At 73.3% G+C, this 25,910-nt stretch carries 26 protein-coding genes; 11 read left to right on the top strand and 15 right to left on the bottom strand.

Going from position 1 to position 25,910, the window contains the following annotated elements:
• Positions 1–55 precede the first annotated feature (55 nt).
• The 5 genes from ACZ516_RS25325 to ACZ516_RS25305 form a co-directional block, all read right to left on the bottom strand.
• On the bottom strand, positions 56–1,264 hold the full coding sequence (locus ACZ516_RS25325; RefSeq protein ID WP_361078740.1) for a beta-ketoacyl-[acyl-carrier-protein] synthase family protein: 1,209 nt from the start codon (positions 1,262–1,264) through the stop codon (positions 56–58).
• Entirely contained in the window at positions 1,261–1,536 is a 276-nt protein-coding gene (locus ACZ516_RS25320) for an acyl carrier protein (protein ID WP_361078743.1), read from the bottom strand. Before ACZ516_RS25320 ends, ACZ516_RS25325 begins: the two co-directional genes overlap by 4 nt.
• Positions 1,537–1,803: 267 nt before the next feature.
• Positions 1,804–3,177 (bottom strand): WS/DGAT domain-containing protein, encoded by a 1,374-nt coding sequence (locus ACZ516_RS25315; RefSeq protein WP_469011734.1) that lies wholly within the window; start codon positions 3,175–3,177, stop codon positions 1,804–1,806.
• A complete protein-coding gene (locus ACZ516_RS25310; protein WP_361078749.1) occupies positions 3,165–3,395 on the bottom strand; it encodes an acyl carrier protein in 231 nt (76 codons plus the stop codon). Before ACZ516_RS25310 ends, ACZ516_RS25315 begins: the two co-directional genes overlap by 13 nt.
• 175 nt (positions 3,396–3,570) lie before the next feature.
• The gene (locus ACZ516_RS25305) at positions 3,571–4,311 is read right to left on the bottom strand and encodes a VOC family protein (protein WP_469011733.1); all 741 of its coding nucleotides are present in this window, start codon (positions 4,309–4,311) and stop codon (positions 3,571–3,573) included.
• A gap of 199 nt (positions 4,312–4,510) precedes the next feature.
• On the opposite strand from ACZ516_RS25305, the gene rox reads away from it, so the two are divergent.
• Positions 4,511–5,965: a rifampin monooxygenase gene (gene rox, locus ACZ516_RS25300; RefSeq protein ID WP_469011841.1), complete on the top strand. Its 1,455-nt coding sequence runs from the start codon at positions 4,511–4,513 to the stop codon at positions 5,963–5,965.
• A 238-nt stretch (positions 5,966–6,203) separates the two neighbouring features.
• Entirely contained in the window at positions 6,204–7,373 is a 1,170-nt protein-coding gene (locus ACZ516_RS25295; protein WP_469011732.1) for an alanine--tRNA ligase-related protein, read from the top strand.
• 16 nt (positions 7,374–7,389) lie between these two features.
• Here ACZ516_RS25295 and ACZ516_RS25290 read toward each other — a convergent pair whose 3' ends face one another.
• Positions 7,390–7,809 (bottom strand): DUF5997 family protein, encoded by a 420-nt coding sequence (locus ACZ516_RS25290; protein ID WP_358577770.1) that lies wholly within the window; start codon positions 7,807–7,809, stop codon positions 7,390–7,392.
• A gap of 57 nt (positions 7,810–7,866) precedes the next feature.
• Here ACZ516_RS25290 and ACZ516_RS25285 point away from each other — a divergent pair, with 57 nt between their 5' ends.
• Positions 7,867–8,637: a LysR substrate-binding domain-containing protein gene (locus ACZ516_RS25285; RefSeq protein ID WP_469011731.1), complete on the top strand. Its 771-nt coding sequence runs from the start codon at positions 7,867–7,869 to the stop codon at positions 8,635–8,637.
• A gap of 153 nt (positions 8,638–8,790) precedes the next feature.
• On the opposite strand, the gene ACZ516_RS25280 is transcribed toward ACZ516_RS25285, so the two are convergent.
• Positions 8,791–11,010 carry an NADP-dependent isocitrate dehydrogenase gene (locus tag ACZ516_RS25280; RefSeq protein WP_358577764.1) on the bottom strand — a complete coding sequence of 740 codons (2,220 nt, stop codon included), beginning with the start codon at positions 11,008–11,010 and terminating at the stop codon, positions 8,791–8,793.
• 129 nt (positions 11,011–11,139) lie between these two features.
• Here ACZ516_RS25280 and ACZ516_RS25275 point away from each other — a divergent pair, with 129 nt between their 5' ends.
• Positions 11,140–11,736 carry a TetR/AcrR family transcriptional regulator gene (locus tag ACZ516_RS25275; RefSeq protein WP_469011730.1) on the top strand — a complete coding sequence of 199 codons (597 nt, stop codon included), beginning with the start codon at positions 11,140–11,142 and terminating at the stop codon, positions 11,734–11,736.
• The gene (locus ACZ516_RS25270) at positions 11,733–13,205 is read left to right on the top strand and encodes an MFS transporter (RefSeq protein ID WP_469011729.1); all 1,473 of its coding nucleotides are present in this window, start codon (positions 11,733–11,735) and stop codon (positions 13,203–13,205) included. The genes ACZ516_RS25275 and ACZ516_RS25270 overlap by 4 nt, the downstream gene beginning before the upstream one ends.
• 178 nt (positions 13,206–13,383) lie before the next feature.
• Here the strand turns inward: ACZ516_RS25270 and ACZ516_RS25265 are convergent, their stop codons facing one another.
• Both ACZ516_RS25265 and ACZ516_RS25260 read right to left on the bottom strand, forming a co-directional pair.
• A complete protein-coding gene (locus ACZ516_RS25265) occupies positions 13,384–14,643 on the bottom strand; it encodes a serine hydrolase domain-containing protein (protein ID WP_469011728.1) in 1,260 nt (419 codons plus the stop codon).
• Complete coding sequence (locus tag ACZ516_RS25260) at positions 14,640–14,870, bottom strand: hypothetical protein (RefSeq protein ID WP_361078776.1); 231 nt, start codon at positions 14,868–14,870, stop codon at positions 14,640–14,642. Before ACZ516_RS25260 ends, ACZ516_RS25265 begins: the two co-directional genes overlap by 4 nt.
• A 223-nt stretch (positions 14,871–15,093) precedes the next feature.
• Here ACZ516_RS25260 and ACZ516_RS25255 point away from each other — a divergent pair, with 223 nt between their 5' ends.
• On the top strand, positions 15,094–16,083 hold the full coding sequence (locus tag ACZ516_RS25255; protein ID WP_361078779.1) for an aldo/keto reductase: 990 nt from the start codon (positions 15,094–15,096) through the stop codon (positions 16,081–16,083).
• A 16-nt stretch (positions 16,084–16,099) separates the two neighbouring features.
• A complete protein-coding gene (locus ACZ516_RS25250; RefSeq protein WP_361078782.1) occupies positions 16,100–16,627 on the top strand; it encodes a DUF6314 family protein in 528 nt (175 codons plus the stop codon).
• On the opposite strand, the gene ACZ516_RS25245 is transcribed toward ACZ516_RS25250, so the two are convergent.
• Both ACZ516_RS25245 and ACZ516_RS25240 read right to left on the bottom strand, forming a co-directional pair.
• Positions 16,578–17,015, bottom strand: coding sequence for a GNAT family N-acetyltransferase (locus ACZ516_RS25245; protein ID WP_361078785.1), 438 nt, complete (start codon positions 17,013–17,015; stop codon positions 16,578–16,580). The genes ACZ516_RS25250 and ACZ516_RS25245 overlap by 50 nt on opposite strands.
• A 70-nt stretch (positions 17,016–17,085) precedes the next feature.
• Entirely contained in the window at positions 17,086–18,522 is a 1,437-nt protein-coding gene (locus ACZ516_RS25240) for an aminotransferase-like domain-containing protein (protein ID WP_361078788.1), read from the bottom strand.
• Between ACZ516_RS25240 and ACZ516_RS25235 the strand changes: the two genes are divergently transcribed.
• Together ACZ516_RS25235 and ACZ516_RS25230 are read left to right on the top strand one after the other, a co-directional pair.
• A complete protein-coding gene (locus ACZ516_RS25235; protein ID WP_469011727.1) occupies positions 18,521–19,486 on the top strand; it encodes a DMT family transporter in 966 nt (321 codons plus the stop codon). The genes ACZ516_RS25240 and ACZ516_RS25235 overlap by 2 nt on opposite strands.
• A 96-nt stretch (positions 19,487–19,582) precedes the next feature.
• Positions 19,583–19,777, top strand: a complete 195-nt coding sequence (locus ACZ516_RS25230; RefSeq protein ID WP_361078794.1) for a DUF1918 domain-containing protein — start codon at positions 19,583–19,585, stop codon at positions 19,775–19,777.
• Between the two features lie 67 nt (positions 19,778–19,844).
• Here ACZ516_RS25230 and ACZ516_RS25225 read toward each other — a convergent pair whose 3' ends face one another.
• Positions 19,845–21,080 (bottom strand): glycoside hydrolase family 10-like protein, encoded by a 1,236-nt coding sequence (locus tag ACZ516_RS25225; RefSeq protein ID WP_469011726.1) that lies wholly within the window; start codon positions 21,078–21,080, stop codon positions 19,845–19,847.
• Positions 21,081–21,268: 188 nt separating this feature from the next.
• Here ACZ516_RS25225 and ACZ516_RS25220 point away from each other — a divergent pair, with 188 nt between their 5' ends.
• Positions 21,269–22,129 (top strand): 3-hydroxybutyryl-CoA dehydrogenase, encoded by an 861-nt coding sequence (locus ACZ516_RS25220; RefSeq protein ID WP_358577733.1) that lies wholly within the window; start codon positions 21,269–21,271, stop codon positions 22,127–22,129.
• 190 nt (positions 22,130–22,319) lie between these two features.
• Positions 22,320–22,577, top strand: coding sequence for a hypothetical protein (locus ACZ516_RS25215; protein ID WP_469011725.1), 258 nt, complete (start codon positions 22,320–22,322; stop codon positions 22,575–22,577).
• Here the strand turns inward: ACZ516_RS25215 and ACZ516_RS25210 are convergent.
• The 3 genes from ACZ516_RS25210 to ACZ516_RS25200 form a co-directional block, all read right to left on the bottom strand.
• Positions 22,574–23,170, bottom strand: a complete 597-nt coding sequence (locus tag ACZ516_RS25210) for an NUDIX hydrolase (protein WP_361078801.1) — start codon at positions 23,168–23,170, stop codon at positions 22,574–22,576. The genes ACZ516_RS25215 and ACZ516_RS25210 overlap by 4 nt on opposite strands.
• 85 nt (positions 23,171–23,255) lie before the next feature.
• Positions 23,256–24,608 carry a transcriptional regulator gene (locus tag ACZ516_RS25205; RefSeq protein WP_469011724.1) on the bottom strand — a complete coding sequence of 451 codons (1,353 nt, stop codon included), beginning with the start codon at positions 24,606–24,608 and terminating at the stop codon, positions 23,256–23,258.
• Between the two features lie 248 nt (positions 24,609–24,856).
• Positions 24,857–25,891 (bottom strand): PP2C family protein-serine/threonine phosphatase, encoded by a 1,035-nt coding sequence (locus tag ACZ516_RS25200; protein WP_469011723.1) that lies wholly within the window; start codon positions 25,889–25,891, stop codon positions 24,857–24,859.
• Positions 25,892–25,910: the final 19 nt, after the last annotated feature.

Here is a 25,910-nt window from a genome sequence, read left to right as displayed (position 1 = left end):
GGTCGGCACAGTCCTCTTGGTCGGCACGGTCCTCGGCCTCGGTCCACCCGCCGGGTCAGGGCAGGGGGGTGTCGAGGACGACGCAGGCGTTGTGGCCCCCGAAGGCGAAGCTGTTGCTGATGGCCGGCCCCGCGGGCACCTTGCGCGGCCGCGCGGTGATGAGGTCCAGGTCGCACAGGGGGTCGAGGCGGGTGAGGTTCGCGGTCGGCGGCACGAGTCCCTCGTACAGCGACAGAGCGGTGATCACGGCTTCCAGGGCTCCCGCCGCCCCGATGGCGTGCCCGGTGACGGACTTGCAGGCGGTCACCGGGACGGCGGCGGGCCCGAAGAGGTCGGAGAGGGCGCGGGCTTCGGCCAGGTCGTTCAGCGGGGTGCCGGTGCCGTGCGCGTTGACGTGGGTGATGGCGTCGGCGGGGGTGCCGGCGTCGGCGAGCGCCTGCTCCATGCAGGCCCGGGCGCCGACGCCTTCGGGCTGCGGCGCCGTGAGGTGATGGGCGTCGGAGGTGCAGGCGTAACCGGTGAGGGTGGCGTAGACCCGCGCGCCGCGGCGGCGGGCGTCCTCCAGCCGTTCGAGCACCAGGAAGGCCGCCGCCTCCGCGAGGAGGAACCCCTGCCGTTCCGCGTCGAACGGCCGTGCGGCGCGGGTGGCGTCGTCGCACTCGGTGACCAGGGCACCGGAGCGCCCGAAGGACAGCGCGGTCGTCGCGGTCATCGGGCTCTCGTGACCGCCGGCCACGACGACATCGGCGCGCCCGGTCCGGATCAGCTGCATGGCCTCGCCCACCGCGTGGGTGCCGGAGGCGCACGCCGTGGAGAGGGTCAGGGTGGGGCCGGTGACGCCGAGCTTGTCGCTGAGCCAGTACGCGCCGGCGTTGTGCATGTGCCGGGGTGTGTACAGCACGTCGGGCTGCCCGACGCCCCGCTCCTGGCTGATCATTCCGCCGTAGGCGGTGCCGGTGACGACGGCCCGGCGGCCCGCCGGCGGGTGCAGCCCCCCGGCGTCGGCGACCGCGTCCGTGGCGGCGCACACCGCCAACTGCACGGACCGGTCCGTCCGCCGCACCTCTTTCACGCTCAGGTAGCCCTCGGGCGTGAACGCGGGCATGGGGCACGCGGGGCGCACGACGGTGCCCTCGTCGTCGAAGGCGTGCATCGTGGCCGCGGAACGGGAGTTGAGCAGGTTCTCCCACAGTTCGCCGACGGTCGCCCCTGCTCCGCAGCGGACCCCGAGGCCGGTGATCGCGACAGTGTCCTTGGGGGTCATGCAGTGACCACGCCCGGCGCCGCGACGGTGCGCAGCCGCGCGATGAGGTCGGCCACGTCACCGACGGTGCTGACGGCGGCGGGGTCGGTGCCCTTGAAGGACACGCCGAAGTGTTCCTCCGAGGCCGCCTGGAGTTCGGTGATGTCCAGACTGTCGGCTCCGAGGTCGGCCACGAGCAGGGCTTGCGGTACGACGTCCTGCGCCGGCACGGACATGATGCTCGCGCACAGGGTGCGCAACTCGTTCCAGAGGTCTAGCCGTTCTGTGTCCACGGTGCCTTTCCCTTGTCCTCGTGCCGTCCGGTGTGCCGGTGCGGCGTCGCCCGCGTCGTGGTGGCCATGCCCGGCACTCCGTACGCGTGTCGGCACGTCGTCCTCGTGACGGCGAGCGCGCGGGCGTTACGGTTCCGCGCCGCCGGGCCGACGGGCGGCCGACGCTTGAGACCGGCGCCCGGAAGGCCGACGCCGGCGCCCGATGCCGGTGCTCACGGTCACAGATGGGAACGAGTTACGGGGCGGCGGGTTACGAAGGGCGGGCGATCACCGTGCCGCGAGGGTGAGTTGGGGATCATGGTTCCCGAGGGCCGCCAGCTCGCGCCCGAACGCGTCGGCGAGGTTCTGCGCGTGACCGGCGGGGGTGTGGCCCACCACGCAGAGGGTGAAGGTGCGCGCGAAATCCACGAGCGCGAGGGTGACCGTCCCCGGGATCGGCACCTGCGGCAGCGGGATCACCCTCGTCAGCGGCGCGCCGTCCAGGGACCGGGCGCCGCGCGGCCACTTGATGGCGATGCAGGTCACGGGGGCCCAACGGGGCCTCCTGGACTCCATGACGAGCAGGCGCAGCGCCCAGGGGCCGAGCGCGGAGGCGGCGTTGATCAAGCGGGTGGCGGTGCTCGCGCCGTACACCGGCCCCGAACCGGACAGCGTGGCGCGGCAGGCTCTCAGCCGCTCCCGTGGGCCGTCGGCCGCCACGGGCAGCGGGAGCCGCACCACCGAGACGATGTTGCCCAGCTCCTCGCTCCGCTCCGGGGTGCGCAGGTCCACGGAGAAGATGCCGAAGAGCGGGCGGGACGGTCCGGGCCAGGTGTCCGGCGCACCGTGGACGGCGCGCAGGGCGCCCGCGGAGCAGGCCAGCAGTACCTCGTTGAGGGTCGCCCCGAGCCCCGGCAGGGCGCGGCGGGCCGCTCGAACGGCGTCCGCGTCGAGATCCACCCAGGCGAGGTCCCGTTGCACGCGGGGCGGACCGGCGTCGAGCGGCAGGGCGCGCCCGGGTCGCACGCTGTCGAGGACGCGGCCGGTGCGCTTGACCCACCGGGCGGGCGCCTCGCGTACGGGCCCGGCGGCCTGCGGCGTACGGACGGACCGCGCGCCGGCGTACGCGCCGTCGCGGCCGGGGGCGCCGTCCAGGAGTCCGCTCAGCAGGCGCTCCAAGGAGCGGCCGTCCATGAGGGAGTGGTGGGTGGTCAGGATGAGCGCGAACGCCTCCCGGGGGGCGTGCTCGCGTCCCGCGTGGACCAGGTGCAGGCGCCAGGGCGGCAACCCGTGGGGCACCGGCTCGGCGACCAGGCGGCCGAGCAGGTCGGTGAACGCCGTGCCGTCCGCGTCCGCGAGCGGGACCTCGACGCGGGTCTCGACGACCTGGGCGCGGACATCGAACGCGGCGGCCGGTGACCAGCGGTGACGGCGCGTCCAGGTGGGAGGCGGTGGCCGCAGCAGCGTCCGGGACAGCAGCGGGGTGCCACCCCAGCGATCGGCCACCCGGCCGCGCAGCTCATCGAGACGCGGCGGTCTTCCCTCGAACAGCAGGGCCATTCCGATGGGGGGCTCGGGGAGCGCGCCGTTCCCGCAGAGAAGTTCCTCGACGGGCGTCAGGACGGTGCCGCCGACGGGGCCGGGGCACTTCACGCTTCGCATGAGGCGTTGGCCTCGCGGGAGGCGTCGATGACGGCGGCGATCTGGCTCAGCGTCGTGTCCAGGGTGACCTGGTCGTCGCTGAACCTCAGGCCGGTCCGGTTCTCCAGGGCGACGGCGAACTCGACCTGTGCGAGCGAGTCCAGGTCCACGTCCTCCATCGTGGTGTGCGGTGTCAAGTCCCGCGCCACGCAATCGAATTGGCCGGACAGAACTTCCACGACAATGCTGTATCCCGTGCTCACTGCTGTCTCCTCGCGAGGTCACTCGAACCGGCTGCTGCCACCGGCTGTAACTCTCGATCCTCGCGACAGGGCCCGGGAATGACCGAACACAGGCGAACAATTCACCCGGACGAGGGGCCTGGGGTTCGCCCTGACCCGTCGCCGTCCTCCATCACTCGACGGCGAGCACGCAGAACTCATGCCCCTCCGGGTCGGTGAGGCACGTCCACGGGACGTCGCCCTGGCCGAGATCGAGGTCGGTGGCGCCGAGGGCCCGCAGCCGGGCCACCTCCGCCGCCTTGTCGTCGCCGGGGTAGGGCAGCAGGTCGAGGTGGACGCGGTCCGGCACCGTCCCGGCGCCGGGCGTGCGCAGGAACTCCAGGTACGGGCCGCTCCCCTTGGCGGAGCGCAACACCGCCTGGTCGTCGCCCACTTCGAGCACGGTCCAGTCCATGGCCTCGCCCCAGAACCGCGCCATGGCCCGCGGATCGGCGCAGTCGACCACGATCGCGGCGATCGGCCCGGTGTCCCGGTACACCTCCCGGGGTTCCAGTACGCACAATTCGTTGCCCTCGGGGTCGGCGAGGACCGCCCACGGCACATCGCCCTGCCCCACGTCCACGGGTGTGGCGCCGAGGGCACACAGGCGGGCGACCAACTCCGCCTGGTGGTCCGGGGAGGTGGTGGCGAGGTCGAGGTGCAGGCGGTTCTTGGTCGCCGTCTTCGGTTCCGGGACGGGCACGACGTCGACGCAGACGGCATCGGGGTCCGGCCAGACCAGGCCGCCGGCGGGCCCGACGCAGGTCGTCACGCCGGGGCTGTAGGCCTGCCAGCCGAGCGCCTGCGCCCAGAACCGGCCGACGGCCGGGGCGTCGAGGGCCTTGATGTTCACCTGTACGGGTCGCAGTGCCATACGGGCGATCCTACGCACGGCCCGAGGCGCCGGAACAAGAAGAAGGGCGGGAAGCTTGCACGCTTCTCGCCACTGTCAACTTATAGCGCGCCAGGGGGCTTGCCGCAAGGCCCCGTTCGTCCCGCAGAATGCTCCCTCAAGCTCATGACCTGCGGAAAAGACGGGCTCGCGCAGCCTCGTCGGATGGATGTCATTGATGATGGACGCGATGGACGTGATCGTGGTGGGCGGCGGGCCGACCGGTCTGATGCTGGCCGCCGAGCTGCGGTTGCACGGGGTGCGCGTGGTCGTGCTGGAGCGACTGACCGAGCCGACCAAGGAGTCCCGGGGGCAGGGCCTGCACGTCCGCAGCGTCGAGGTGATGGACCAGCGCGGCCTGCTCGACCGGTTTCTCGCCACCAGCCAGAAGTTCCAGGCCGGCGGGTTGTTCGGCGGCATGATGAAGCCGTGGCCGGACCAGCTGGACACGGCGCACCCCTACGGCATCGCCGCCCCGCAACCGGTCACCGAGCGGCTGCTCCACGAGCGTGCACGCGAACTGGGCACGGACCTACGGCGCGGCTGCGAGGTCGTCGGGCTGAGCCAGGACGCGGACGGGGTGAGCGTCGAGCTGGCGGACGGCACCCGGCTGCGCTCCCGCTATGTCGTCGGCTGCGACGGCGGGCGCAGCGTGGTGCGCAAGCTGATCGGGGTCGACTTCCCCGGCGAGCCCGCCACCGTCGAGACGATGCTCGGCGACATGGAGATGACCGAGGACCCGGCGAAGGTCGCCGCCGTCGTGGCGGAGGTCCGCAAGACCCAGCTGCGGTTCGGTGTCGCGCCCGGTGAGGACGGGGTGTGCCGCGTCGTCGTGCCCGCCGACGGGGTGAGCGAGGACCGGGCGGCGCCGACCCTGGAGGAGTTCAAGCGGCAGCTGCGGGCGACGGCGGGCACCGACTTCGGGGTGCACTCGCCGCGCTGGCTCTCCCGGTTCGGCGACGCCACCCGGCAGGCCGAGCGCTACCGCGTCGGCCGGGTGCTGCTGGCCGGCGACGCGGCGCACATCCACCCGCCGACCGGTGGACAGGGCCTCAACCTCGGGGTGCAGGACGCCTTCAACCTCGGCTGGAAGCTGGCCGCCGCGGTCGCCGGCTGGGCCCCGGAGGGGCTGCTCGACACCTACCACGCCGAACGGCACCCGGTGGGCGCCGCCGTGCTGGCCAACACGCGGGCCCAGATCACGCTGCTCGGCACCTCCCCCGGCGCGACCGCGCTGCGGGAGCTGTTCGGGAAGCTGCTCGACTTCGAGGAGGTGAACCGGTACGTCACCGGGCTCATCACCGCGGTCGACATCCGCTACGACTTCGGCGGGCCGGCGGCGGACCACGACCTGGTCGGCCGGCGGATGCGGGACGTGCACCTGAAGGAGGGCCGCCTCTACGAACTGATGCGCGGCGGTCGCGGTCTGCTGCTCGACCGGACCGGCCGGCTGTCGGTGGAGGGCTGGGCGGACCGGGTCGACCACGTCGTGGACGCGTGCGAGGAAGTGGACGCGTGGGGGGAAGGGGACGTGCCCGCGATGCTGCTGCGGCCCGACGGCCACGTGGCGTGGGTCGGCGGGGAGCAGGAGGAGCTGCTGCGCCACCTGCCCAGGTGGTTCGGCGCCGCCCGGTAAATCGTGTGCCCCGGCACACCTCGGCGCGTTATCTTCGGCGGCATGAACGTCACCGGCACCAGCCGCACCGCGACCGCGCGAGCGACCAGCTCGCCGGTTGCCGCCGCCTGACGTACTCCTCTCCCACCGGCGACCGGAAACGGCCCGCCGGTGTCCCGTGGTCCTCCCGTCCCGGTTCCGGTGCAGCAGCGGGCCGTCGCCCGGCGCCTCTCCGCAGCGACGCGAAGGAACCACCGCCATGGACACCGAACGAATCGTCCGTACGTTCGTCGAGTACTACGAGGAGCGCGGGCACCGCCGGATCACCGGCTCGACCCTGCTGCCACCGCCCGGGGACCCCGTCCTGTTCACCACCTCGGGCATGCATCCGCTGATCCCGTATCTGGAGGGGCGCCCGCATCCGCTGGGCCGCCGGCTGGTCGACGTACAGCGGTGTCTGCGCACCACGGACCTGGAGGAGGTCGGCGACCCCACGCATCTGACCGTCTTCGAGATGCTCGGCACCTGGTCCCTCGGGGACTACGACGGCCGGCAGAGCCTCGAATGGGGGCACGGGCTGCTCACCGAGGGGTTCGGGGTCGACCCGGGGCTGCTGCACGCCACCGCCTTCGGCGGGGACGAGCGGAGCGGGCCCGACACCGACTCGCTGGAGCTGTGGCACTCGCGCGGGGTGCCGGTGGAGCTGACCGTCGAGGACAACTGGTGGCCCGGCGACTCACCCGGTCCGTGCGGGCCCGACTCGGAGATCTTCCTGTGGACCGGCGACGGCCCGCCCGAGTCGACGCCCACGCGCGACGCCCGCTGGGTCGAGGTGTGGAACCACGTGATGATGAGCCACCGCCGGCTGCCCGACGGCTCCCTCGTGCCGCTGCGCCGGCGCAACGTGGACACCGGCCTCGGCCTGGAGCGGCTGGCCGCCCTGCTCCAGGGCCGGACGTCGGTCTTCGAGTGCGACGTCTTCGAGCCGTGGCGGCGGCTCGTGCCGGGCCTGTGGCCGGTGGACGAGCCGTCGCTGCGGGTGGTCTGCGACCATCTGCGCTCGGCCGTGGTGGTGATCGGCGACGGGGTGCGCCCGGCCGCCACCGGACGCGGCTACGTGCTGCGCCGGCTGGTGCGGCGGGTGCTGACCGTGCTGTGGCGGGACGATCCCTCGCGCGGTCTCGGCGATCTGCCCGACGAGCTGGTCCGGCACACCCTGGACCGGTTCCGGCAGGAGGCCGGTCCGGGCGAGGTGCGCCGGGTGCTCCTGGACGAGGAGCGCCGCTTCCGGCGGCTCCTGGAGCGCGGCCGGCAGGTGCTGGCCCGGCCACGGTTCCGGGGCCCGCTGGACGAGGAGGACTTCCGCTACCTCCACGACACCCATGGGCTGCCCCGCGATCTGGTGACGGCCCTGCGGCCGACGGGCTGAGGGCCTGGCGACGGGACTAGGAGCGGGCGTCCTCGTCGGCGCGTGCGGCGCGCTTGGCCGCCTGCTCCTCCCGCTTCTCCTTGATCCGCACCGCTTCCTTGCGGACCTCGGCCTGCGTGGCGCGCTCCTCGCGCAGCCAGCCGGGCATCTCGTCCTTCAGCGCGTCGATCTGCTCGGTGGTGAGGGGCTCGGTGATCCCGCCGCGGGCGAGGCCCGCGATGGAGACGCCGAGCTTGGCGGCGACCACGGGTCGGGGGTGCGGGCCGGTGCGCCGCAGTTCCTGGAGCCACTCGGGCGGGTCGGCCTGCAGCGCGTTCAGCTCGCTGCGCGAGACGACACCCTCCTGGAACTCGGCGGGCGTGGCCTGGAGGTACACACCCAGCTTCTTCGCCGCGGTCGCGGGCTTCATGGTCTGGGTGGTCTGGTGCGACGTCATGGGTCAAGGGTATCGAGCATGTGCGCTACTCCCGACCACGCCGGGTAGCCTGGCGAGGTGACAGGCTCGGAAGTAACCCCTTCGTTCCGGCTCGCCTACGTCCCGGGGGTGACACCCGCCAAGTGGGTGCGTATCTGGAACGAGCGGCTGCCCGACGTCCCGCTGACCCTTCTCCAGGTCTCCGCCGCCGAAGCACCTGACGTGCTGCGCACGGGCGGCGCCGACGCCGGATTCGTCCGGCTGCCGATCGACCGTACGGATCTCAGCGCCATCCCCCTCTACACCGAGACGACGGTCGTCGTGGTCCCCAGGGACCACGTGGTGACGGCCGTGGAAGAGGTGTCCCGCGAGGATCTGGCCGGGGAGGTCGTGCTGCACCCGCTCGACGAGACGCTGGAGTGGGAGTGGCGCCCGGGGCTGCCCGCCCTGGAGCGCCCGGCCACCACCGAGGACGCGATCGAGCTGGTCGCCGCGGGCATCGGCGTCCTCCTGGTCCCCCAGTCCCTGGCCCGGCTGCACCACCGCAAGGACCTCACCTACCGGCCCGTGACGGACGCCCCCGAGTCCCGCGTCGCCCTGTCGTGGCCGGAGGCGGAGACGACGGACCTGGTGGAGGACTTCATCGGGATCGTCCGCGGCCGCACGGTGAACAGTTCGCGGGGCCGCACGCAGACCTCCGCCAAGGACAAGCCGCAGGCCAAGGCCGCCCCCAAAGCCGGCGCGGCCAAGGCGAAGGCGGGCGAGAAGGGCCGCCGCGGGGCGCCCGCCCGGCCGTCGAAGGGCGCCAAGCCGGCCGCCAAGCGCGGCAAGCCCCGCCGCCGGTCGTAGTCGGCGGCGGTCGTAGTCGTCGCCGGTCGTACTCGGCGTTGGTCGTAGTCGGCGTTGGTCGTAGTCGGCGGCGAGCACGGGAAAGACGGCGAGCACGCGGAAAGGGCCTCCCGCCACTGCGCGGGAGGCCCTTTCGCGACTGCGTGCCGGGCGTCAGCCCAGGATCGCCAGCGCCTGGTTGAGCGTCTCGGACGGGCGCATGACCGCGGCGGCCTTGGCGGCGTCCGGCTGGTAGTAGCCGCCGATGTCGGCCGGCGAGCCCTGCACCGCGATCAGCTCGTCGACGATGGTCCGCTCCTGCTCGGCCAGCGTCTTGGCCAGCGCCGCGAACGCCTCGGCGAGCTGCGCGTCCTCGGTCTGCTTGGCCAGCTCCTGCGCCCAGTACAGGGCGAGGTAGAAGTGGCTGCCGCGGTTGTCGATGCCACCGAGGCGGCGGCTCGGCGACTTGTCGTTCTCCAGGAACGTGGCCGTGGCGCGGTCCAGGGTGTCGGCGAGGATCTGCGCGCGGGCGTTGCCCGTGGTGGTGGCCAGGTGCTCGAAGCTGACCGCGAGGGCGAGGAACTCGCCCAGGCTGTCCCAGCGCAGGTAGTTCTCCTTGACGAGCTGCTGGACGTGCTTGGGGGCGGAGCCGCCGGCGCCGGTCTCGAAGAGGCCGCCGCCGTTCATCAGCGGGACGACCGAGAGCATCTTGGCGCTGGTGCCCAGCTCCAGGATCGGGAACAGGTCGGTGAGGTAGTCGCGCAGGACGTTGCCGGTGACGGAGATGGTGTCCTCGCCGCGGCGGATGCGCTCCAGGGAGAACGCGGTGGCCTCGACCGGCGACATGATCCGGATGTCCAGGCCCGCGGTGTCGTGGTCGGCGAGGTACTGGCGGACCTTGCCGATGAGCACGGCGTCGTGGGCGCGGGTCTCGTCCAGCCAGAACACGGCGGGGCTGCCGGTGGCGCGGGCGCGGGTGACGGCGAGCTTGACCCAGTCCTGGATCGGGGCGTCCTTGGTCTGGCACATGCGGAAGATGTCGCCGGCGGAGACGGCCTGCTCCAGGACGACCTTGCCCGCGCCGTCGAGGACGCGCACGGTGCCGGTGGTCTGCACCTCGAACGTCTTGTCGTGGCTGCCGTACTCCTCGGCCTTCTGCGCCATCAGACCGACGTTCGGGACGGAGCCCATGGTCGCGGGGTCGAAGGCGCCGTTGGCGCGGCAGTCGTCGATGACGACCTGGTAGATGCCGGCGTAGCTGCTGTCGGGGAGCACGGCGAGGGTGTCCTGCTCCTCGCCGTCCGGGCCCCACATGTGGCCGGAGGTGCGGATCATCGCCGGCATGGAGGCGTCGACGATGACGTCGCTCGGGACGTGCAGGTTGGTGATGCCCTTGTCGGAGTCGACCATGGCCAGCTCCGGGCCCTCGGCCAGCTCGGCCTCGAAGGACGCCTTGATCTTGTCGCCCTCGGGGAGGGACTCCAGGCCCTTGAAGATGCCGCCCAGGCCGTCGTTCGGGGTCAGACCGGCGGCGGCCAGGGTCTCGCCGTACGCGGCGAAGGTCTTCGGGAAGAAGGCGCGGACCACGTGGCCGAAGACGATCGGGTCGGAGACCTTCATCATCGTGGCCTTGAGGTGCACGGAGAACAGGACGCCCTGGGACTTGGCGCGGGCGACCTGCTGCTTGAGGAACTCGCGCAGTGCGGCGACGCGCATGACGGAGGCGTCGACGACCTCGCCCGGCAGGACCGGTACGGACTCGCGCAGGACGGTGGTGGAGCCGTCGTCGCCGGTCAGCTCGATGCGCAGCGCGCCGGCCTCGGTGATCACCGCGGACTTCTCGGTGGAGCGGAAGTCGTTCTCGCCCATGGTGGCGACGTTCGTCTTCGACTCGGACGACCAGGCGCCCATGCGGTGCGGGTGGGCCTTGGCGTAGTTCTTGACCGACGCGGGGGCGCGGCGGTCGGAGTTGCCCTCGCGCAGGACCGGGTTGACGGCGCTGCCCTTGACCTTGTCGTAACGGGCGCGGATGTCGCGCTCCTCGTCGGTCTTCGGGTCGTCCGGGTAGTCGGGGAGCGCGTAGCCCTGGCCCTGCAGCTCGGCGATCGCGGCCTTCAGCTGCGGGATCGAGGCAGAGATGTTGGGCAGCTTGATGATGTTCGCCCCGGGCGTCTTGGCGAGCTCGCCGAGCTCGGCGAGGGCGTCGTTGATGCGCTGGCCCTCCTCCAGACGCTCGGGGAAGCTCGCGATGATCCGGCCCGCGAGCGAGATGTCGCGGGTCTCCACGCTGACGCCCGCGGTCGAGGCGTAGGCCTGGACGACCGGCAAGAAGGAATGGGTCGCCAGGGCCGGGGCCTCGTCAGTGTGGGTGTAGATGATGGTCGAGTCAGTCACCGGGTGCTCCGCTCCGCGTCTGCAACATTTCTCGACATCAAGATACCTCGTACCTCCCCCGCGAAGGACAGGGCCCTGGGCATCCCGCAGTCCGTAGACAGTGTCTACGTAATGTAGTAGACACTGTCTATGAGCGAGGGAGCGCCTACGGGCGAGCAGGACGCCGGGCTGCGCGCCCGGCTGGTGGACGCCGGCGTCGGACTTCTGGCGGCGGAGGGGGTGCAGGCGCTGACCCTGCGGGAGATCGCCCGCAGGGCGGGGGTCTCGCACGGCGCTCCCCGGCGCCACTTCCCCACGCATGTGGCGCTGCTGTCCGCCATCGCGCGGCGGGGCTACGCCGAGCTGGCCGAGCGCGTGGCCGGGGCCGCCGCCGAGGGGGACGCCCGTACGCGGCTGACGGCACTGAGCCGCGCCTACCTCGGCTTCGCGGCGGAGCACCCCGGCATGTTCGAGCTGATGTTCCGCCACGACCTGCTGGAGAGCGACGGGCTCGGGCTGCGCGAGACCAGCCTGCCGCTCTTCGACGTGCTGGTCGGACTGGTCGCCGAGGCCGGTCCGGCGTCCGGCGCGGGGGCCCGGGTCGTCGCGGGCGCGCTGTGGGCGAACCTGCACGGCATCGCGCAGCTGTGGGGATGGGGCAGCCTGCGGCTCGCCACGGGGGCGGCGGACGTGGAGCCCCTGATCGCGGCCGCGCTCGACGCGCACCTCGGTCCGGGGCCGGCATGAGCGCGGGCCCCGGGGTGCAGCGGAACCTGACCCTCGCGTGCAGTGTGCTCGGCGCGATGCTCGTCGCCCTGGACGGCACGGTGCTGACCGTCGTCCAGCCCGCCCTCCAGCGCGATCTGGGCGCCTCCTTCGCCCAGGTGCAGTGGACGAGCACCGGGTATCTGATCGCCGTCGCGAGTCTGCTGGTCTTCGCGGGGCGCCTCGGCGACCGGTACGGGCACCGGCGGGTCTTCGCCGTCGGGACCCTCGGCTTCGCGCTCGCGTCGGCGGGGATCGGCCTCGCGTCCGGCGTCGGCTGGGTGATCGGGCTGCGTGTGGCCCAGGGCGTCTGCGGCGCGCTGCTCCAGCCCGCCACGCTCGGGATGCTGCGGGCGGCGTACCCGCCGGAGCGGCTCGGGATGCCGATCGCGGTGCGCACGAGCGCCATCGGATTCGCGGCGGCGGCCGGACCGGTGCTGGGCGGGGCGCTCGCCACCCGGCTGGGCTGGCGCTCGGTGTTCTTCCTCGGCGTCGTACCGGCATTGGTCATCGGCGCACTGGCCTGGGCGATACGGGTGCCCGCGCCGCCCCGCGAGGGGCCCGCACCGCGCCTCGACGTGCCCGGCGCCGCGCTGCTCGCGGTGACGCTGGCCTGCCTCGTGCACACGCTGGTCGGCGTCCCGGGGACCGGCTGGACGACGGCGACCGCGCTGGGCTGCGGCGCGGCCGCGGTCACCGGGGCCGCGTTCCTGCGGCACGAGCGCCGGGCGGCGAGCCCGCTGGTGCCGCCCCGCCTTGTCGCGTCGGCCGCCATCGGGCCCGCCCTGGGGATTCTGGTGGCGGCCTCGGCGGCGATGTTCGGGGCGCTGTTCGTGGCGACGTACTTCCTTCAGGACGTGCTGGCGCTGACTCCGCTGCACAGCGCGCTGCGGGCGCTGCCGCTCGCGCTGATGATGGTGGTGAGCGCGCCGCTCGCGGCGGTACTGCTGCGGCGGTACGGCCCCCGGCACACGATCACGGCCGCGATGGCGCTGCTCGCCCTCGGTGTCCTCGCCCTGTCCCGCCTGGACCAGGCGTCGGGCCCGCCGGCGACCGCTGGCGCCTTCCTGCTGATCGGCACGGGGTTCGGCACGGTGATGGTCGCCGCGACGGCCGTCGTCGTACGGCACGCCCCGGTCGCCGAGGCGGGGGTGGCGGGCGGTCTCCAGCAGACCGCGATGAACATCGGCCCCACGCTGGGCATCGCCGCGGCGACCACGCTGATGACCGCCCTCGCCGCCCCGGCCGCACACCCCGGGGGCAGGGGGCCGCACTGGACGGACGGCGCCTTCCTCTCCGCGATGGGCCCGACCCTGACGGTTTTCGCGGCCGTCGCGGCGCTCGGCGCGGTGGCGGCGACGAGGCTGCCGCGGCGGGCCGACCCACGGGCCGGTGTCTCCCCGGAGGCGGCGCCATCACCCCGGCCGACGGCGGACGCCCCCTCGCGGTGACGGCGGCCCCTGCCTGTATCCGGCCACTGCCGGTGTGCGCGGCGCCGAAGGACCTGGAGGTGACGCCCTCTCGCGGGGCGCGGCCACTCCCGGCCGGGTGCCGGTCAAGCCGACGCGTCTCGGCGGGCGGGCCGGCGCGTACGGGCCGCGCTGTGGGGCGAACCGGCACCGGCCCTCCTCATCGGCCTGCGTTCGTCGCGTCCCGCAGCGCCGCGTCCACCATGCGCAGCGTCGCCTTTGCCTGCGTCTGGTGGCTCTCCTCGCTGTCCAGCCGCAGCGTGAAGGCGGCGCTGGTGACGGCCGTGGCGCCGTCCGGGGTCACGCCGCCCTCGGAGACGCAGCCCAGGCTGGTCCCGCCGTGGAACCAGATGCCGTCCCGCAGGCCGGCCACCGGCCGCCAGGCCACGCCGAGGCCGTAGCGGACGCCGTCGGCCGGTATCCAGTCCCGCACGGGAACCGTCCGCTTCATCGCCGTGAGCTGCGCGGGTCGCAGCAGCCGCCCGCCGAACAGGGCGCGCAGGAACGTTCCGTGGTCGCGGACCGTGGAGATGAGGCAGCCGTCCGCCCCGCCGCCGAAGCCGAGGGTGGTGTCGATCGGCCCGGTGCCGTGGGGGAAGTACGTGTAGCCGGTGGCCGTCGGGCCGGGCACGTACGGCGAGGTCCCGGGGGCGAGGGTGTGGCGCAGGCCCAGCGGTTCGATGATCCGCTCGTGGATCTCCTGGGCCCAGGGGTGTCCGGTGACGGCCTCGATGAGCAGTCCGGCGACGACGTAGTTCGTGTTGGAGTACCCCCAGCGCCGCTCCCCCGCCGGGTCGTCGGCGTCGGGAAGCCAGCGCGGCGGCTCGCCGAGGGCCGCCGTCACCTGCTCCTCGGGGGTCTGCGAGTGGAAGCGGTGGGCGCGGTAGGCCTCCGGGGTGAGGTCGCCCGGGTCGGCCCCGAGGGCGATGTAGTCGTTCAGGCCGCTGGTCTGGCGCAGCAGGTTGGTGACGGTGATGCGGCGCCCGTCGTTGCCGTGGCCGCGGATCAACCCGGGCAGCCGGTGCTCGACGGTGTCGGTGAGCTTGAGCCGTCCCTCGCCGACGAGCTGGAGGACGACGGCGGCCGTGTACGTCTTGGTGTCGCTGCCGATGCGGTAGTACGCGTTCCAGGGCACGGGGTCCTTCGCCGCGAGGTCGGCGACGCCCGCGCGGGCGGCCGTGCGGCCGTGGGGGCCCCGCACCTCGGCGAGGACACCGCTCACGCCGGTGGCGAGGACGGCGTCGACGCCGCGCTGGAGGCCGTGCCCGCGCCGGGGCGCGGCGGTGGATGCGGAGGCGGCCGGGGCCACCGCCCCCGTGAGCAGTGCCGCCGCGGCGGCCGTGAGTCCGGTGCGCCGGCTGATACGCGTTCCGGCGCGCCTGTTGATCCCCGTTTCGGTGCGCCTGCTGATCTCGGTCATGAGCGTGTCTCCGGCTTCGGGCAGGTGAGGTCCGCGGCGGGCAGCTGCCCGTCGCGCAGGTAGGTGTTGACGGCCAGGTCGGCGCAGGGGACGGGCGTGAGGCCGTCGTCCCAACTCGGCGTGTCGCGGACCTTCTCGGGTGGTAACGGGGCGGCGGTTGCGGCCACTTCGCTCGCGAGGAGACCGGCGAGGCCCAGGCCCGCGGTGGCTGCTGACGCGAGGCGCATCGTGCTCCTTGGTTCGGTGTCCGTCGCTGCGGACGGGGGCCGGAGGGGTGATCACCACGGTAGAAATCCCGGCGCCGCCCCACCATCGGGCCAGCGGGACGATCTTTCCTGGGGCCAGCACCAGGACGGGCCGGTGGTTCTCCCGACACCGCCGCTTGACCTGGAGTCCGCTCCAACTCCTAAGGTCGAGCCGACCACCGAGCACCAGCCAGGAGGTACCACCATGACCGGCCTTCCCACCCGCCGCCTCGGCGCGCTGACCGTCTCGGCCCAGGGGCTGGGGTGCATGGGGATGAGCCACGCCTACGGCGCCGCGGACGACACCCAGTCGATCGCGACGATCCACCGCGCCCTCGACCTCGGCGTCACCCTGCTCGACACCTCCGACTTCTACGGCAGCGGCCACAACGAGGAGCTGATCGGCCGCGCCCTCGCCGGCCCGCGTCGCGAACAGGCCGTCCTCGCCACGAAGTTCGGCTTCGCCAACCGCCTCGGCGACCCGCTGCGGATACGGGGCGACGCCGCCTACGTGCGCGAGGCCTGTGACGCCTCGCTGCGCCGCCTCGGCGTCGACCACATCGACCTGTACTACGTGCACCGGGTGGACAAGACCGTGCCGATCGAGGAGACCGTCGGCGCGCTCGCCGAGCTGGTCGAGGCGGGCAAGGTGCGCCACATCGGGCTCTCCGAGGCCAGCGCGCGCACGATCCGCCGGGCGCACGCCGTGCATCCGATCGCCGCGCTGCAGAGCGAGTGGTCGCTGTGGACCCGGGACCTGGAGGCGGAGATCGCACCGGTCTGCCGGGAGCTGGGCATCGGCCTCGTGCCGTTCTCCCCGCTCGGCCGCGGCTTCCTCACCGGCCGCTACACCTCGCTCGACGCGCTCCCCGAGGACGATCTGCGGCGCAGCCAGCCCCGCTTCGCCGACGGCAATTTGGAGCGGAACCTGGCCATCGTCGACGCCCTGAACGCGCTCGCCGCCGAGAAGGGCGTCACCGCCGGGCAGCTCGCGCTCGCCTGGGTGCAGCACCGCGGCGACGACGTGGTGCCGATCCCGGGCACGCGGCGCGAGAAGTACCTGGAGGAGAACGTCGCGGCCGCCACGATCGAGCTGTCCGCCGAGGACCTCGCGGCGATCGACGCGGCGGTGCCCGAGGGCAGGGTCGCGGGCACCCGGTACGACGAGCGCAGCATGTCGGTCGTCGACAAGTAGCGGCTAACCTGCCGGTATGGCCCTCCACCACCCCGTCCCCGAGGCGCTGGCCCATCTCGCGGGCGAGTGGCGGGTGACCCGCGCGGTCCGTGATCTCGCCGCCGGGTCCGAGGGCCGCTTCACCGGTACGACGCGCTTCACGCCGCTGCCCGCCCCGGACGGCGGCGGGCTGCTGCACCACGAGTCGGGCGTCTTCACCTGGCGCGGCACCGCGCGCCCCGCCGAGCGCACCCTGCGCTTCCTGCCCGGCGAGGTCCCGGGCACGGCCCGGGTGGAGTTCGCCGACGGGCGCTTCTTCCACGACCTGGACCTGCGCTCGGGCCACCACATGGCGGAGCACCCCTGCGCCGCGGATCTCTATCGCGGTGTGTTCGAGGTGTACGACGCGGACCGCTGGCGCACCCGGTGGCGGGTGGGCGGCCCCGCCAAGGACCTGCTGCTCGTCACGGACTACGTACGTATCCGGGCGCGATCCGAGGCGGACCCACGCCGGATCACTGCTCGCCCAGCGCCATCCACTTCTGGGGAGTCTCCAGCGCCTTGAAGCCCACCTTCTCGTAGACCCCGTGCGCGTCGGCCGTGGCGAGGAGCACCCGGCGCAGGCCGAAGGGCTCCAGGTGCGCGCGGACCGCGTCGACGAGCGCGGTGCCGAGGCCCTTGCCGCGCGCGGCCGGGGAGACGTACACGTCGCAGAGCCAGGCGAAGGTGGCCCGGTCGGTCACCACCCGGGCGTAGGCGGCCTGCTCGCCGGTGACCGCGTCGTACGCGCCGAAGTTCAGCGACCCCGCCATCGCCGCGTCCTGCTTGGCGCGGGTGCGGCCGAGGGCCCAGTACGCGTCCGTGGACAGCCACGCGTGGACGCGGGCCGCGTCGACGCGGGCGGGATCGGCCGAGATCTCGTACTCCCCGTGGAGCGTGACACTGTCGTTCATCCCCCGACCCTGACAGCAGCGCCCGCGCGAAGTCGAGCGTGTTTCGCCTGGTGGGACGGGGGGTGCCCGGTCAGCCCCACACTTCGTCGCAGGCCTCGCGGAGCCGGCGCACCCCCTCGCCGATCTCCCCCACCCCCGCGACCGCCGCGAAGCTCAGCCGGACGTATGCCGCCGGGGGCTCCGCCGCGAAGTACGGGCGGCCGGGGGCCACGGCGACGCCCGCGCGCAGGGCGGCGGCGGCCAGCGCCGCCTCGTCCGTGCCGTCGGGCAGCCGCACCCACAGGTTGTAGCCGCCCGCGGGGATGTGCGGCATGGCGACCTCGGGCAGCCGCAGCCGCAGCGCCGCGGCCAGCGCGTCCCTGCGCACCTTCAACTCGCCCGAGACGGCCCGCAGATGGCGCGGCCAGGCCGGGGAGCCGACCAGTTCGAGCGCGGCCTCCTGGAGCGGCCTCGGCACGAAGAAGTGGTCGACGACCTGGATGGCGCGGAGCCGTTCGAGGACCGGTCCGCGCGCCGCGAGGGCGCTCACGCGAAAGCTCGGCGAGGTGGCCTTGGTGAGCGAGCAGACGTGGACGACCACGCCGTCCTGGTCGTCGGCGCACAGCGGGCGCGGCAGCGGTCCGGCGTCCTCGTGGACGAGGCGGCGCACGAAGTCGTCCTCGATGACGAAGGCCCCCGCCTCGCGGGCGATCCGCAGCACCTCGGGGCGGCGCTCGGCGGACAGCACCGCTCCGGTGGGGTTCTGGAACAGCGGCTGGCAGACGAAGACCCGGGCGCCCGTGGCGCGGAACGCCGCCTGGAGGAGCTGGGGGCGCACCCCGTCCGTGTCGACGGGGACGGGCACGGGCCGCATGCCCGCGGCGCGGGCGATGGCCAGCATGCCGGGGTAGGTGGGCGACTCGACGAGCACCGGCGCCCCCGGCGGGGCGAGCGCCCGCAGCGCCGTCGTCAGCGCGCTCTGCCCGCCGGCCGTGATCAGCACCTCGGCGGCCGTCAGCGCCCCGCCCAGTCCGCGCGCGAACCACTCCCGCAGCTCCGGCAGGCCGTCGACCGGGGGCCGCCCCCACGCGCCGGGGCGGCGCCCCGCCCGGGCGAGCGCCGCCGCCATCGCGCGTTCGGGCTGCAGCGCGGGGTCGAGGTAGCCGCCGTTGAACTCGATGACGCCCGGCGGCGGCGCGGCGAGCGTGGCGAGGACGCCGGACGCGTCGACTGCGCGCGGCACCAGTTCGGCCGCCGCGTCGGCGCTCAGGGACACCTCCTGCCACGAGGTGTCCCCGGCGGGCGCGGCGGGCGCCGGGCGCTCGGCGCGGAAGACGCCGGCGCCGGGGCGGGTGACGACGAGCCCTTCGGCAGCCAGCTGCGCCAGGGCCCGCGACACGGTCACCGGGCTAACCCGGAACCGCTCGATGAGCGCCCGGCTCGATGGCAGCTTTCCTCCTGGCGAGTAGCGGTCAAGCTCGCCCCGCAGCTGTTTCGCCAATTCGCCCACACTGCTACCGTCATGCATGACAGCACAGGATAGCGCTACTCGCCCGAGGCGGATAGCGGTCGCCAAAAGCCCCACGGCCGTGGCGACCCCCACGACGACAGGCACTCCGCACGGCGCCCATGGCTCCCGCCGCCTCGGTACCGTGCTGGCCGCCCTCGGCGTCACCGCCTTCTCGCTCACCTTCCCCGCCACCGCCTGGGGCCTGGAGGGCTTCGGTGCCTGGAGCCTGGTGACGCTGCGCGGCGCGCTCAGCGCCCTCATCGCGGGCGGCTGCCTGCTCGCGCTGCGCATATCGGTGCCGCACCGCCGGCACTGGGCGGGGCTCGCGGTGGTCGGCGCCGGTGTCGTCGTCGGCTTCCCGCTGCTGACCACGCTCGCCCTGCAGACCTCCACCACCGCGCACGCGGCCGTGGTCGTCGGCCTGCTCCCGCTGACCACCGCCGTCCTGTCGGCGCTGCGCACCGGGGCGCGCCCCTCACGCGCGTTCTGGACGGCGGCGCTCGCCGGGGCCGCCGCGGTCATCGCGTTCACCGTGCAGCAGAGCGGCGGCGCGCTGTCCGCCGCCGACCTCTACCTCTTCGGCGCGCTGCTGATCTGTGCGGCCGGCTACACCGAGGGCGGCCGGCTGGCCCGCGAGATGCCGGGCTGGCAGGTCATCGGCTGGGGTCTGGTGCTGTGCCTGCCGCTCAACGCCGTGGGCGCGGCGGTCGCCCTCCAGCACGAGTCGTTCCAGCTCACCGGGCACAGCACGGCGGGCCTGCTCTACTCCGCGATCGGCTCGCAGTTCCTCGGCCTGGTCGTCTGGTACCGGGGCATGGCGGCCATCGGCGTCCCCAAGGCGAGCCAGCTCCAGCTCGCCCAACCGCTGCTGACCCTGGTCTGGTCGGTGTTCCTGCTCGGCGAGCACCTGCCCGTCGCCGCCCCGCTGACCGCGGTGGCGGTGCTCGTGTGCATCGCGGTCACCCAACGGGCGCGCGGCTGATCCCCGGCCCGCCCGGCCCGGCGCCATCGGCGGCCACCCGTCGTAGACTGACGGCCACGGAACGCGACCGTCGAGAGGGACGAGGGAGCACTCCAGATGCGCGCAACCGCAGGTGACAAGCTGGTGCTGCACGGCAGGGTCGTCGGGCAGAGCGACCGGATCGCGGAGGTCGTCGAGGTCCTGGGCGCGGACGGCGGCCCGCCGTACCGGGTCCGGTTCGAGAACGGGCACGAGACGCTGGTCTCGCCGGGCCCCGACACCGTCGTACAGCACCAGGACCCGGCGAGCTAGGGCCTCTCTTTCGGATCAGGCCGCGAGCCCGGCAAGATCCGGAAGAGAGGCCCTACCGCCACGGGTCTCAGCGCGGTGGCTTCGCCGGCTCCTGGTAGTGGTCGGCGACCACCCGGGCCATCGCGCCGATCCGGTCGACGCCGACCTCCTTCGCCGAGAAGTAGACGTGCCCGCGCACCTCGTCGAAGCCCTCGGCGTACGTGAGGTGGCGGGACAGCTCCGCGGGGTCCTGCCAGGCCGCGGGCTGCGCCGGGTCGCCCGCCTTGTAGAGGGCCTCGCCGATGTACAGGCGTACGCCCGTGCCGCGCACCACGTCGTTCCACCACGGGACCAGCTTGGCGTAGTCCGCCGCCGGGAAGCCGATGTTCCAGTACACCTGCGGCACGATGTAGTCGAGCCAGCCCTTCTTCACCCAGCCGCGGGTGTCCGCGTACAGATCGTCGTACGTCTGGACGCCCGCCCGGGTGTCCGAGCCGGTCGGGTCGGTCGCGAGGTTGCGCCAGACCGCGAACGGACTGACCCCGAACTGGGTGCGCCCCCGGGTCTTCTTGATCCGGCCGGACATCTCCCGCACCAGCCGGTCGATGTTGTCGCGCCGCCAGGAGGCGCGGTCGGGGAAGCCGCCGCCGTGGCGGGCGAAGGCCTCGTCGTCGTCGAAGGTCTGGCCCGCGACGGGGTACGGGTAGAAGTAGTCGTCCCAGTGCACCGCGTCCAGCGGATAGCGGCGCACGGCGTCGAGCATCGCGTCCTGCACGAAGCGCCGCACCTCGGGCAGGCCCGGGTTGTAGTAGAGCTTCCCGCCGTAGGGCACCACCCAGTCGGGGTGCACGCGCGCGGGGTGCGAGGCGATGAGGCGCGAGGGGTCGGTGTGGTTGGCGATCCGGAAGGGGTTGAACCACGCGTGCAGCTCCAGGCCCCTCTGGTGCGCCTCCCGCACCGCGGTGCCCAGCGGGTCCCAGCCCGGGTCCTTGCCCTGCGTGCCGGTGAGATACTCCGACCACGGTTCGTACGGCGAGGGCCACAGCGCGTCGGCGGTGGGCCGCACCTGGAAGACCACCGCGTTCAGTCCGCGGTTCACCGCGGTGTCGAGGTGGGCCAGCAGCTCGGCGCGCTGCTGCTGCGCGGGCAGGCCCGGCTTGGAGGGCCAGTCGCGGTTGACCACGGTCGCCAGCCACATCGCCCGCAGCTCGCGCTCCTTCTTGCGGCGCCGGCCGGGGGCCGCAGCCGCCTGTCCGGCCGTCGCCAGGCCCGCGATCGCCGCCGCGGCCGCCACCGAGAAACCCCGGCGTGACATACGCCTCATCTGTACGCCCCTCAGCTCGCTGTGTCCGGCCCCTTTCGCCGGGTTGCGGACAGCATGCCCGACCCGGCACGCCATGGACCCCTCATCGCGGAGTAACGTTCACGGCCGAGGCAGGCACCGCATCCATATGGGGGACGGGGGACCTGCCGGCCCCGTTGATCAGCGAAAGGCACGAGGTGACCGACTCCATGACCGATATCGCACGCGTCGGAGTGGTGGGCTGTGGCCAGATGGGCGCCGGAATCGCAGAGGTCTGCGCCCGCTCCGGACTGGATGTGAAGGTCGCGGAGACCACCGGCGAGGCCCTGGAGATCGGCCGTACCCGGCTGTACAACTCACTCTCCAAGGCGGCCGAGCGCGGCAAGATCTCCGACGAGGAGCGCGACGCGGCGCTGGAGCGCCTGAGCTTCACCACGGACCTCGGCGAGTTCGCCGACCGTGACCTCGTCATCGAGGCCGTGGTGGAGAACGAGCAGGTCAAGACCGAGATCTTCCAGGTGCTCGACCAGGTGGTGACCCGGCAGGACGCGATCCTCGCCTCCAACACCTCCTCCATCCCGCTGGTGAAGCTGGCCGTCGCGACCTCGCGGCCGGACCAGGTCATCGGCATCCACTTCTTCAACCCGGCGCCGGTGCAGCAGCTCGTGGAGCTGATCCCGGCGCTGACCACGTCCGAGGGCACCATCAGCCGGGCCCAGGTCATGGTCGAGAAGGTCCTCGGCAAGCACGCGATCCGCGCCCAGGACCGCTCGGGCTTCGTGGTCAACGCGCTGCTCATCCCGTATCTGCTCTCCGCGATCCGGATGTTCGAGTCGGGCATCGCGAGCCGCGAGGACATCGACAACGGCATGGAGATGGGCTGCGCCCACCCGATGGGCCCGCTCAAGCTCAGCGACCTGATCGGCCTGGACACGGTCGCCTCGGTCGCCGACTCGATGTACATGGAGTACAAGGAACCGCTGTACGCCGCTCCCCCGCTGCTCCAGCGGATGGTCGACGCGGGCCGCCTCGGCCGGAAGACCGGCTCGGGCTTCTACACCTACGGCTGACACCCGGTGTGAATTCCCGCGCGCCGACGGGCCCGGCACTCCTTCGAGTGCCGGGCCCGCGGCGTTCACACACCGTGTGCGCGGTGGGCTCGCATATGCCCGTCGCACACGCTCCCGCCCGCTCCACCAGGCGAGTTGACTGCCCGTGCGGATGAAGGGGGGACGCGCCACTACAGAGAGGAGTGCCCTCGTGACCATCGACGGCGAGAGTGCCGTGGTCCCGGAAGAACTCGCCGAGCTGCGCCGCGGCCTGGACGTGGGCCTGGCCCGCGTCGACGGACGGCTGGCGTTGCTCACTCAGCACGACGAGCAGACCGCCAAGAACGTGGCGGCCCTGGAGGCCAGGGTCATCGCACTGGAGCACACGCGCTGGCCGCTGCCCACGATCGTCGCCCTCGCGTCGGTCGCGGCGTTCGCCGTCGCGTTCTGGCAGGCCATGGGCCGCTAGCCGGGGCCCTGGCCGAGATGCGTGTCCTGGCCGAGGCGCGTGTCCTGGCCGGCGTGCGTGTCCTGGCCGAGACGCAGATGGTGCAGGAGGAGCAGCGCCGCGGCCATGTTGGCGGCCGGGACCTCGCCGCGGGCCACCATGTCGGGGACGAGCTTGAGAGGGACCCACTCACGGCGGTCCGACTCGAAGTCGTCCTCGGGATGGCCTACGTAGGTCCCCTCGTCGGACCAGTAGATGTGGTGCCGGGCGTCGGTGAGCCCGTTGGAGGGCTCGACGCTCATGAGGTGCCGCAGCGGGCCCGGCCGCCAGCCGGTCTCCTCCTCCATCTCTCGTGCCGCCGCGTACGCGATGTCCTCGCCGTCCTCGACGACGCCTGCCGCCAGCTCCCAGCCCCAGCTGTCGGTGATGAAGCGGTGCCGCCACAGGAGCAGCACCTCGTTGGCGTCGTTGACGACGGTGGCCACGGCCACGGGCCGCATCCGGATGAGGAAGTGGTCCAGGTGCCGGCCGTCGGGCAGCTCCACGTCTGCCAGATTGACCGTGAACCATCGATTTCCATACACAGTTTGTTCGCTCTGTTTCGTCCACTGCACGGTTCTGCCACCTTCCGCCGAGTAGATGGCAATATCGCAGCAGGGGAAGACCGCAGAGCAGGGTGCGCGGCGGAGCGTCAGGGGGTCACAGCGGCACGCGCAGCGCCCCGTCGATGAGGGCGGCCGCCTCGGCGGTGCCCGCGCAGTCGCTGCGGACGAGGTGCTCGCGCACGGCGCGCAGCCGGTCGCGCAGCCGCTGCGACTCCATGCCGCGCGCCTGCTCCGCCATCTGCACGGCGGTGGCCACCGCCTCGTCGGTGTTCCCCTGCCGCAGCTCGATCTGGCTGAGCATGGCCAGCCGGTGGACCCTGCCCCGGTCGTGCGCCGGCGTGTCCACGGCGGCCGCGGCGTGTTCATGGGCGCCGGCCAGGTCGCCGAGGCTCAGCAGGGCCTCCGCCACTTGTACGTTGACCAGTCCGGGCTGGACATAACCGGTCTCGTCCGGCTCGCGGCCCCGCAGGATGCGGTCGGCGGCGGCCTCCGCACGCCGGATGCACGACAGCGCGCTCCTGCCGTCGCCCAGGTGTGCGTACGCCTTGGCCTGCATCGCGTACAGGTCGGAGGCGAGCGCCGGGGTCAGGTCGCGGCCCGCGGCCCGCAGCGCCGCCTCGGCGAACGCCACGGCCTGGCGGTATTCGCGCATGAACAGCGACTGGTTGACCAGCAGTGCGATGACGTACGCCCCAAGTCCCCGGTCGCCGCTGGCCTTTGCCAGCCGCAGGGCCTGATGGAAGTAGCGCTGGGCGAGGCCGTGGGCGTCGGAGTCGTAGGCGCAGATACCCGCTATGGCCACCAACCCACCCGTCGAGCGGTGCAGTTGGCGTCCCATCTCGTCGGTGTAGCTGCCGCGCAGGAGGGGCGCCGCCTCCGCGTTCAGGAAGCCGACGATGCGGGTGCGGGTCGCGATGCCGCCGGTCTTGCGGTACATCTGCTCGTAGTGGGCGCGGGCGGCGCGCATCATGTCGATGTCGGCGGTGCTGACGGGGTGGTGTCCGCCCCGTGACACGTCGACGTCCTCGGGCGGGTTCTCCCACTCCCAGACCGGCATCACCGCGGGGGTGCCGGTGACCGCGGGCGCGCCGAGCAGGTGGGGCCGCTGCTGTTCGTCCGAGCGCCACAGGGCGGTGGCCCGCTCCACGAAGCCGGAGAGTGTGGAGGACGGCGTGCCGGTGCGGGCGGTGGCGGGCGTGCCGGGCAGGCCGAGGCCGATGTCGTCGAGGGTGACGGGCCGCCGCAACCGGGCGGCGAGCACCTCGCAGATCAGGTCGGGGACCTGGCCGCGTGGGCGCTGGCCCTTCAACCACCGGGAGACGGCGGTGTGTTCGTAGCGCAGCGCGAGTCCTCTGGACTTCCCGGCCTGGTTCACATGTGCGGCGAGTCCCGCGTGCGAGATGCCGGCTTCGTCGAGGATCGCGTCGAGCAGGGTGTTGGGCTGCATGAATGCCCTCCGGTGGCTCGGTGCTTCTCAGCGTAGTGGAGGTGCCTTCACACGGGGTGTGAACGGAGTGCCCGGGTCCGGGGGGTGTGCGCTCTGCCGCGCGCCGTGTGGGCTCGCTTGACTTGGGGTGCCTCGTTCAGGAGAAGAGGCCGGTGGGCCGCCGGCTCCCCCCTCACGCAGTGCGGCGGCCCGTCCCGGCGCCGTCCGTCCCCGCCGTCTGCCCGACACCATGGCGGGGCGGGCGGCGTTCAACTCATCGTGCGGGCCCGGCACTCCGGCTCCGGGTGCGGGGCGCGGGCCCGGGTGCGGTCGTTGCGCACGACGAGCAGGGTCGCATCGTCGGAGGGCGACCGCCCGGTGTGCCGCAGCAGTTCGGCCTGGACCGAGTGGATGAGGCACTGCGGGGAGAGGGCGGGGACGCGGGCGGCTTCGGTGAGCGCGGCCTGGAGCGGGAAGAACTCCCCGGCCGCGTCGCGGGCGTCCTCCATGCCGTCCGTGTACAGGACGAGGGCCTCGCCCGGCAGCAATCGGCCGCAGGACAGCACGGGCAGGTCGGCGGGGAGCGGGAAGGGGCCGAGCGGGGGCAGCGGGTCGGCGGCGGCGAGCGGCCGGGCGTGACCGCTCAGCAGAAAGGGCCAGGGGTGGCCGCAGTTGAGCGCGGAGACCTCCCCGTCCGCGCCGATCTCCAGGAGCAGGACGGTGACGAACTCCTCGGCCGACGGGGCGTCCGGCACGACGCCGCCGACGGGGTACCCGGCAGAGGCCCGCTCGTGCAGGTGCCGTGCCAGGGTCCGCTCCAACCGGCTCAGGACCAGCGGCAGTTCGGGCTCGTCGTGGGCCGCCTCGCGGAAGCTGCCGAGAAGGGCGGCGACGGTCGCCATGGCGCCGATGCCGTGCCCCCGGACGTCACCCATGACGACGCGCACGCCGTGGTCGCCGGCGACCACCTCGTACAGGTCGCCCCCGACGGAGGCGCCCCGTGCGGCCGAGAACCGTCCGGCAGCCAGGGCGAGGCCTTCGAGGCGGGGCGGCAGGGGGCGCAGGAGTGCGTTCTGCGCGGCCCCGGCGACCTCGCGGACCTGCCGCAACTCCCGCAGCAGCGCCCGGCGGACGTGCACGACCAGCCCGGACCCGACGGCGAAGAAGACCGCGCTGCTGACGATCCGCGCCCCCATGCCGTTCTGCTGGGCGAGCGGGCAGAGCAGCTTGTACGTGACGGCGACGGCGCCCCAGACGGTCGGCAGCCCCAGCGTGAGCGGGCGGCGGAACCGCCTGCGGCCCACCCGGGGAGGCAGCCGGGAC

The organism is Streptomyces sp. NPDC034037, assembly GCF_055575715.1.
Note: the sequence above shows the minus strand (reverse complement) of the source record. Positions and strands in the feature narration are given on the sequence as shown.

Coding starts and splice junctions, on each gene's coding strand:
- ACZ516_RS25230 (WP_361078794.1), top strand. CDS start 19,583: ATGCGCGCAACCGCAGGTGACAAGCTGGTGCTGCACGGCAGGGTCGTC.
- ACZ516_RS25265 (WP_469011728.1), bottom strand. CDS start 14,643: ATGACCGAGATCAGCAGGCGCACCGAAACGGGGATCAACAGGCGCGCC.
- ACZ516_RS25205 (WP_469011724.1), bottom strand. CDS start 24,608: ATGCAGCCCAACACCCTGCTCGACGCGATCCTCGACGAAGCCGGCATC.
- rox (WP_469011841.1), top strand. CDS start 4,511: ATGGACGCGATGGACGTGATCGTGGTGGGCGGCGGGCCGACCGGTCTG.
- ACZ516_RS25260 (WP_361078776.1), bottom strand. CDS start 14,870: ATGCGCCTCGCGTCAGCAGCCACCGCGGGCCTGGGCCTCGCCGGTCTC.
- ACZ516_RS25235 (WP_469011727.1), top strand. CDS start 18,521: ATGACAGCACAGGATAGCGCTACTCGCCCGAGGCGGATAGCGGTCGCC.
- ACZ516_RS25295 (WP_469011732.1), top strand. CDS start 6,204: ATGGACACCGAACGAATCGTCCGTACGTTCGTCGAGTACTACGAGGAG.
- ACZ516_RS25275 (WP_469011730.1), top strand. CDS start 11,140: ATGAGCGAGGGAGCGCCTACGGGCGAGCAGGACGCCGGGCTGCGCGCC.
- ACZ516_RS25245 (WP_361078785.1), bottom strand. CDS start 17,015: ATGAACGACAGTGTCACGCTCCACGGGGAGTACGAGATCTCGGCCGAT.
- ACZ516_RS25270 (WP_469011729.1), top strand. CDS start 11,733: ATGAGCGCGGGCCCCGGGGTGCAGCGGAACCTGACCCTCGCGTGCAGT.
- ACZ516_RS25225 (WP_469011726.1), bottom strand. CDS start 21,080: ATGAGGCGTATGTCACGCCGGGGTTTCTCGGTGGCGGCCGCGGCGGCG.
- ACZ516_RS25305 (WP_469011733.1), bottom strand. CDS start 4,311: ATGGCACTGCGACCCGTACAGGTGAACATCAAGGCCCTCGACGCCCCG.
- ACZ516_RS25290 (WP_358577770.1), bottom strand. CDS start 7,809: ATGACGTCGCACCAGACCACCCAGACCATGAAGCCCGCGACCGCGGCG.
- ACZ516_RS25325 (WP_361078740.1), bottom strand. CDS start 1,264: ATGACCCCCAAGGACACTGTCGCGATCACCGGCCTCGGGGTCCGCTGC.
- ACZ516_RS25315 (WP_469011734.1), bottom strand. CDS start 3,177: ATGCGAAGCGTGAAGTGCCCCGGCCCCGTCGGCGGCACCGTCCTGACG.
- ACZ516_RS25240 (WP_361078788.1), bottom strand. CDS start 18,522: ATGCATGACGGTAGCAGTGTGGGCGAATTGGCGAAACAGCTGCGGGGC.
- ACZ516_RS25255 (WP_361078779.1), top strand. CDS start 15,094: ATGACCGGCCTTCCCACCCGCCGCCTCGGCGCGCTGACCGTCTCGGCC.
- ACZ516_RS25220 (WP_358577733.1), top strand. CDS start 21,269: ATGACCGATATCGCACGCGTCGGAGTGGTGGGCTGTGGCCAGATGGGC.
- ACZ516_RS25250 (WP_361078782.1), top strand. CDS start 16,100: ATGGCCCTCCACCACCCCGTCCCCGAGGCGCTGGCCCATCTCGCGGGC.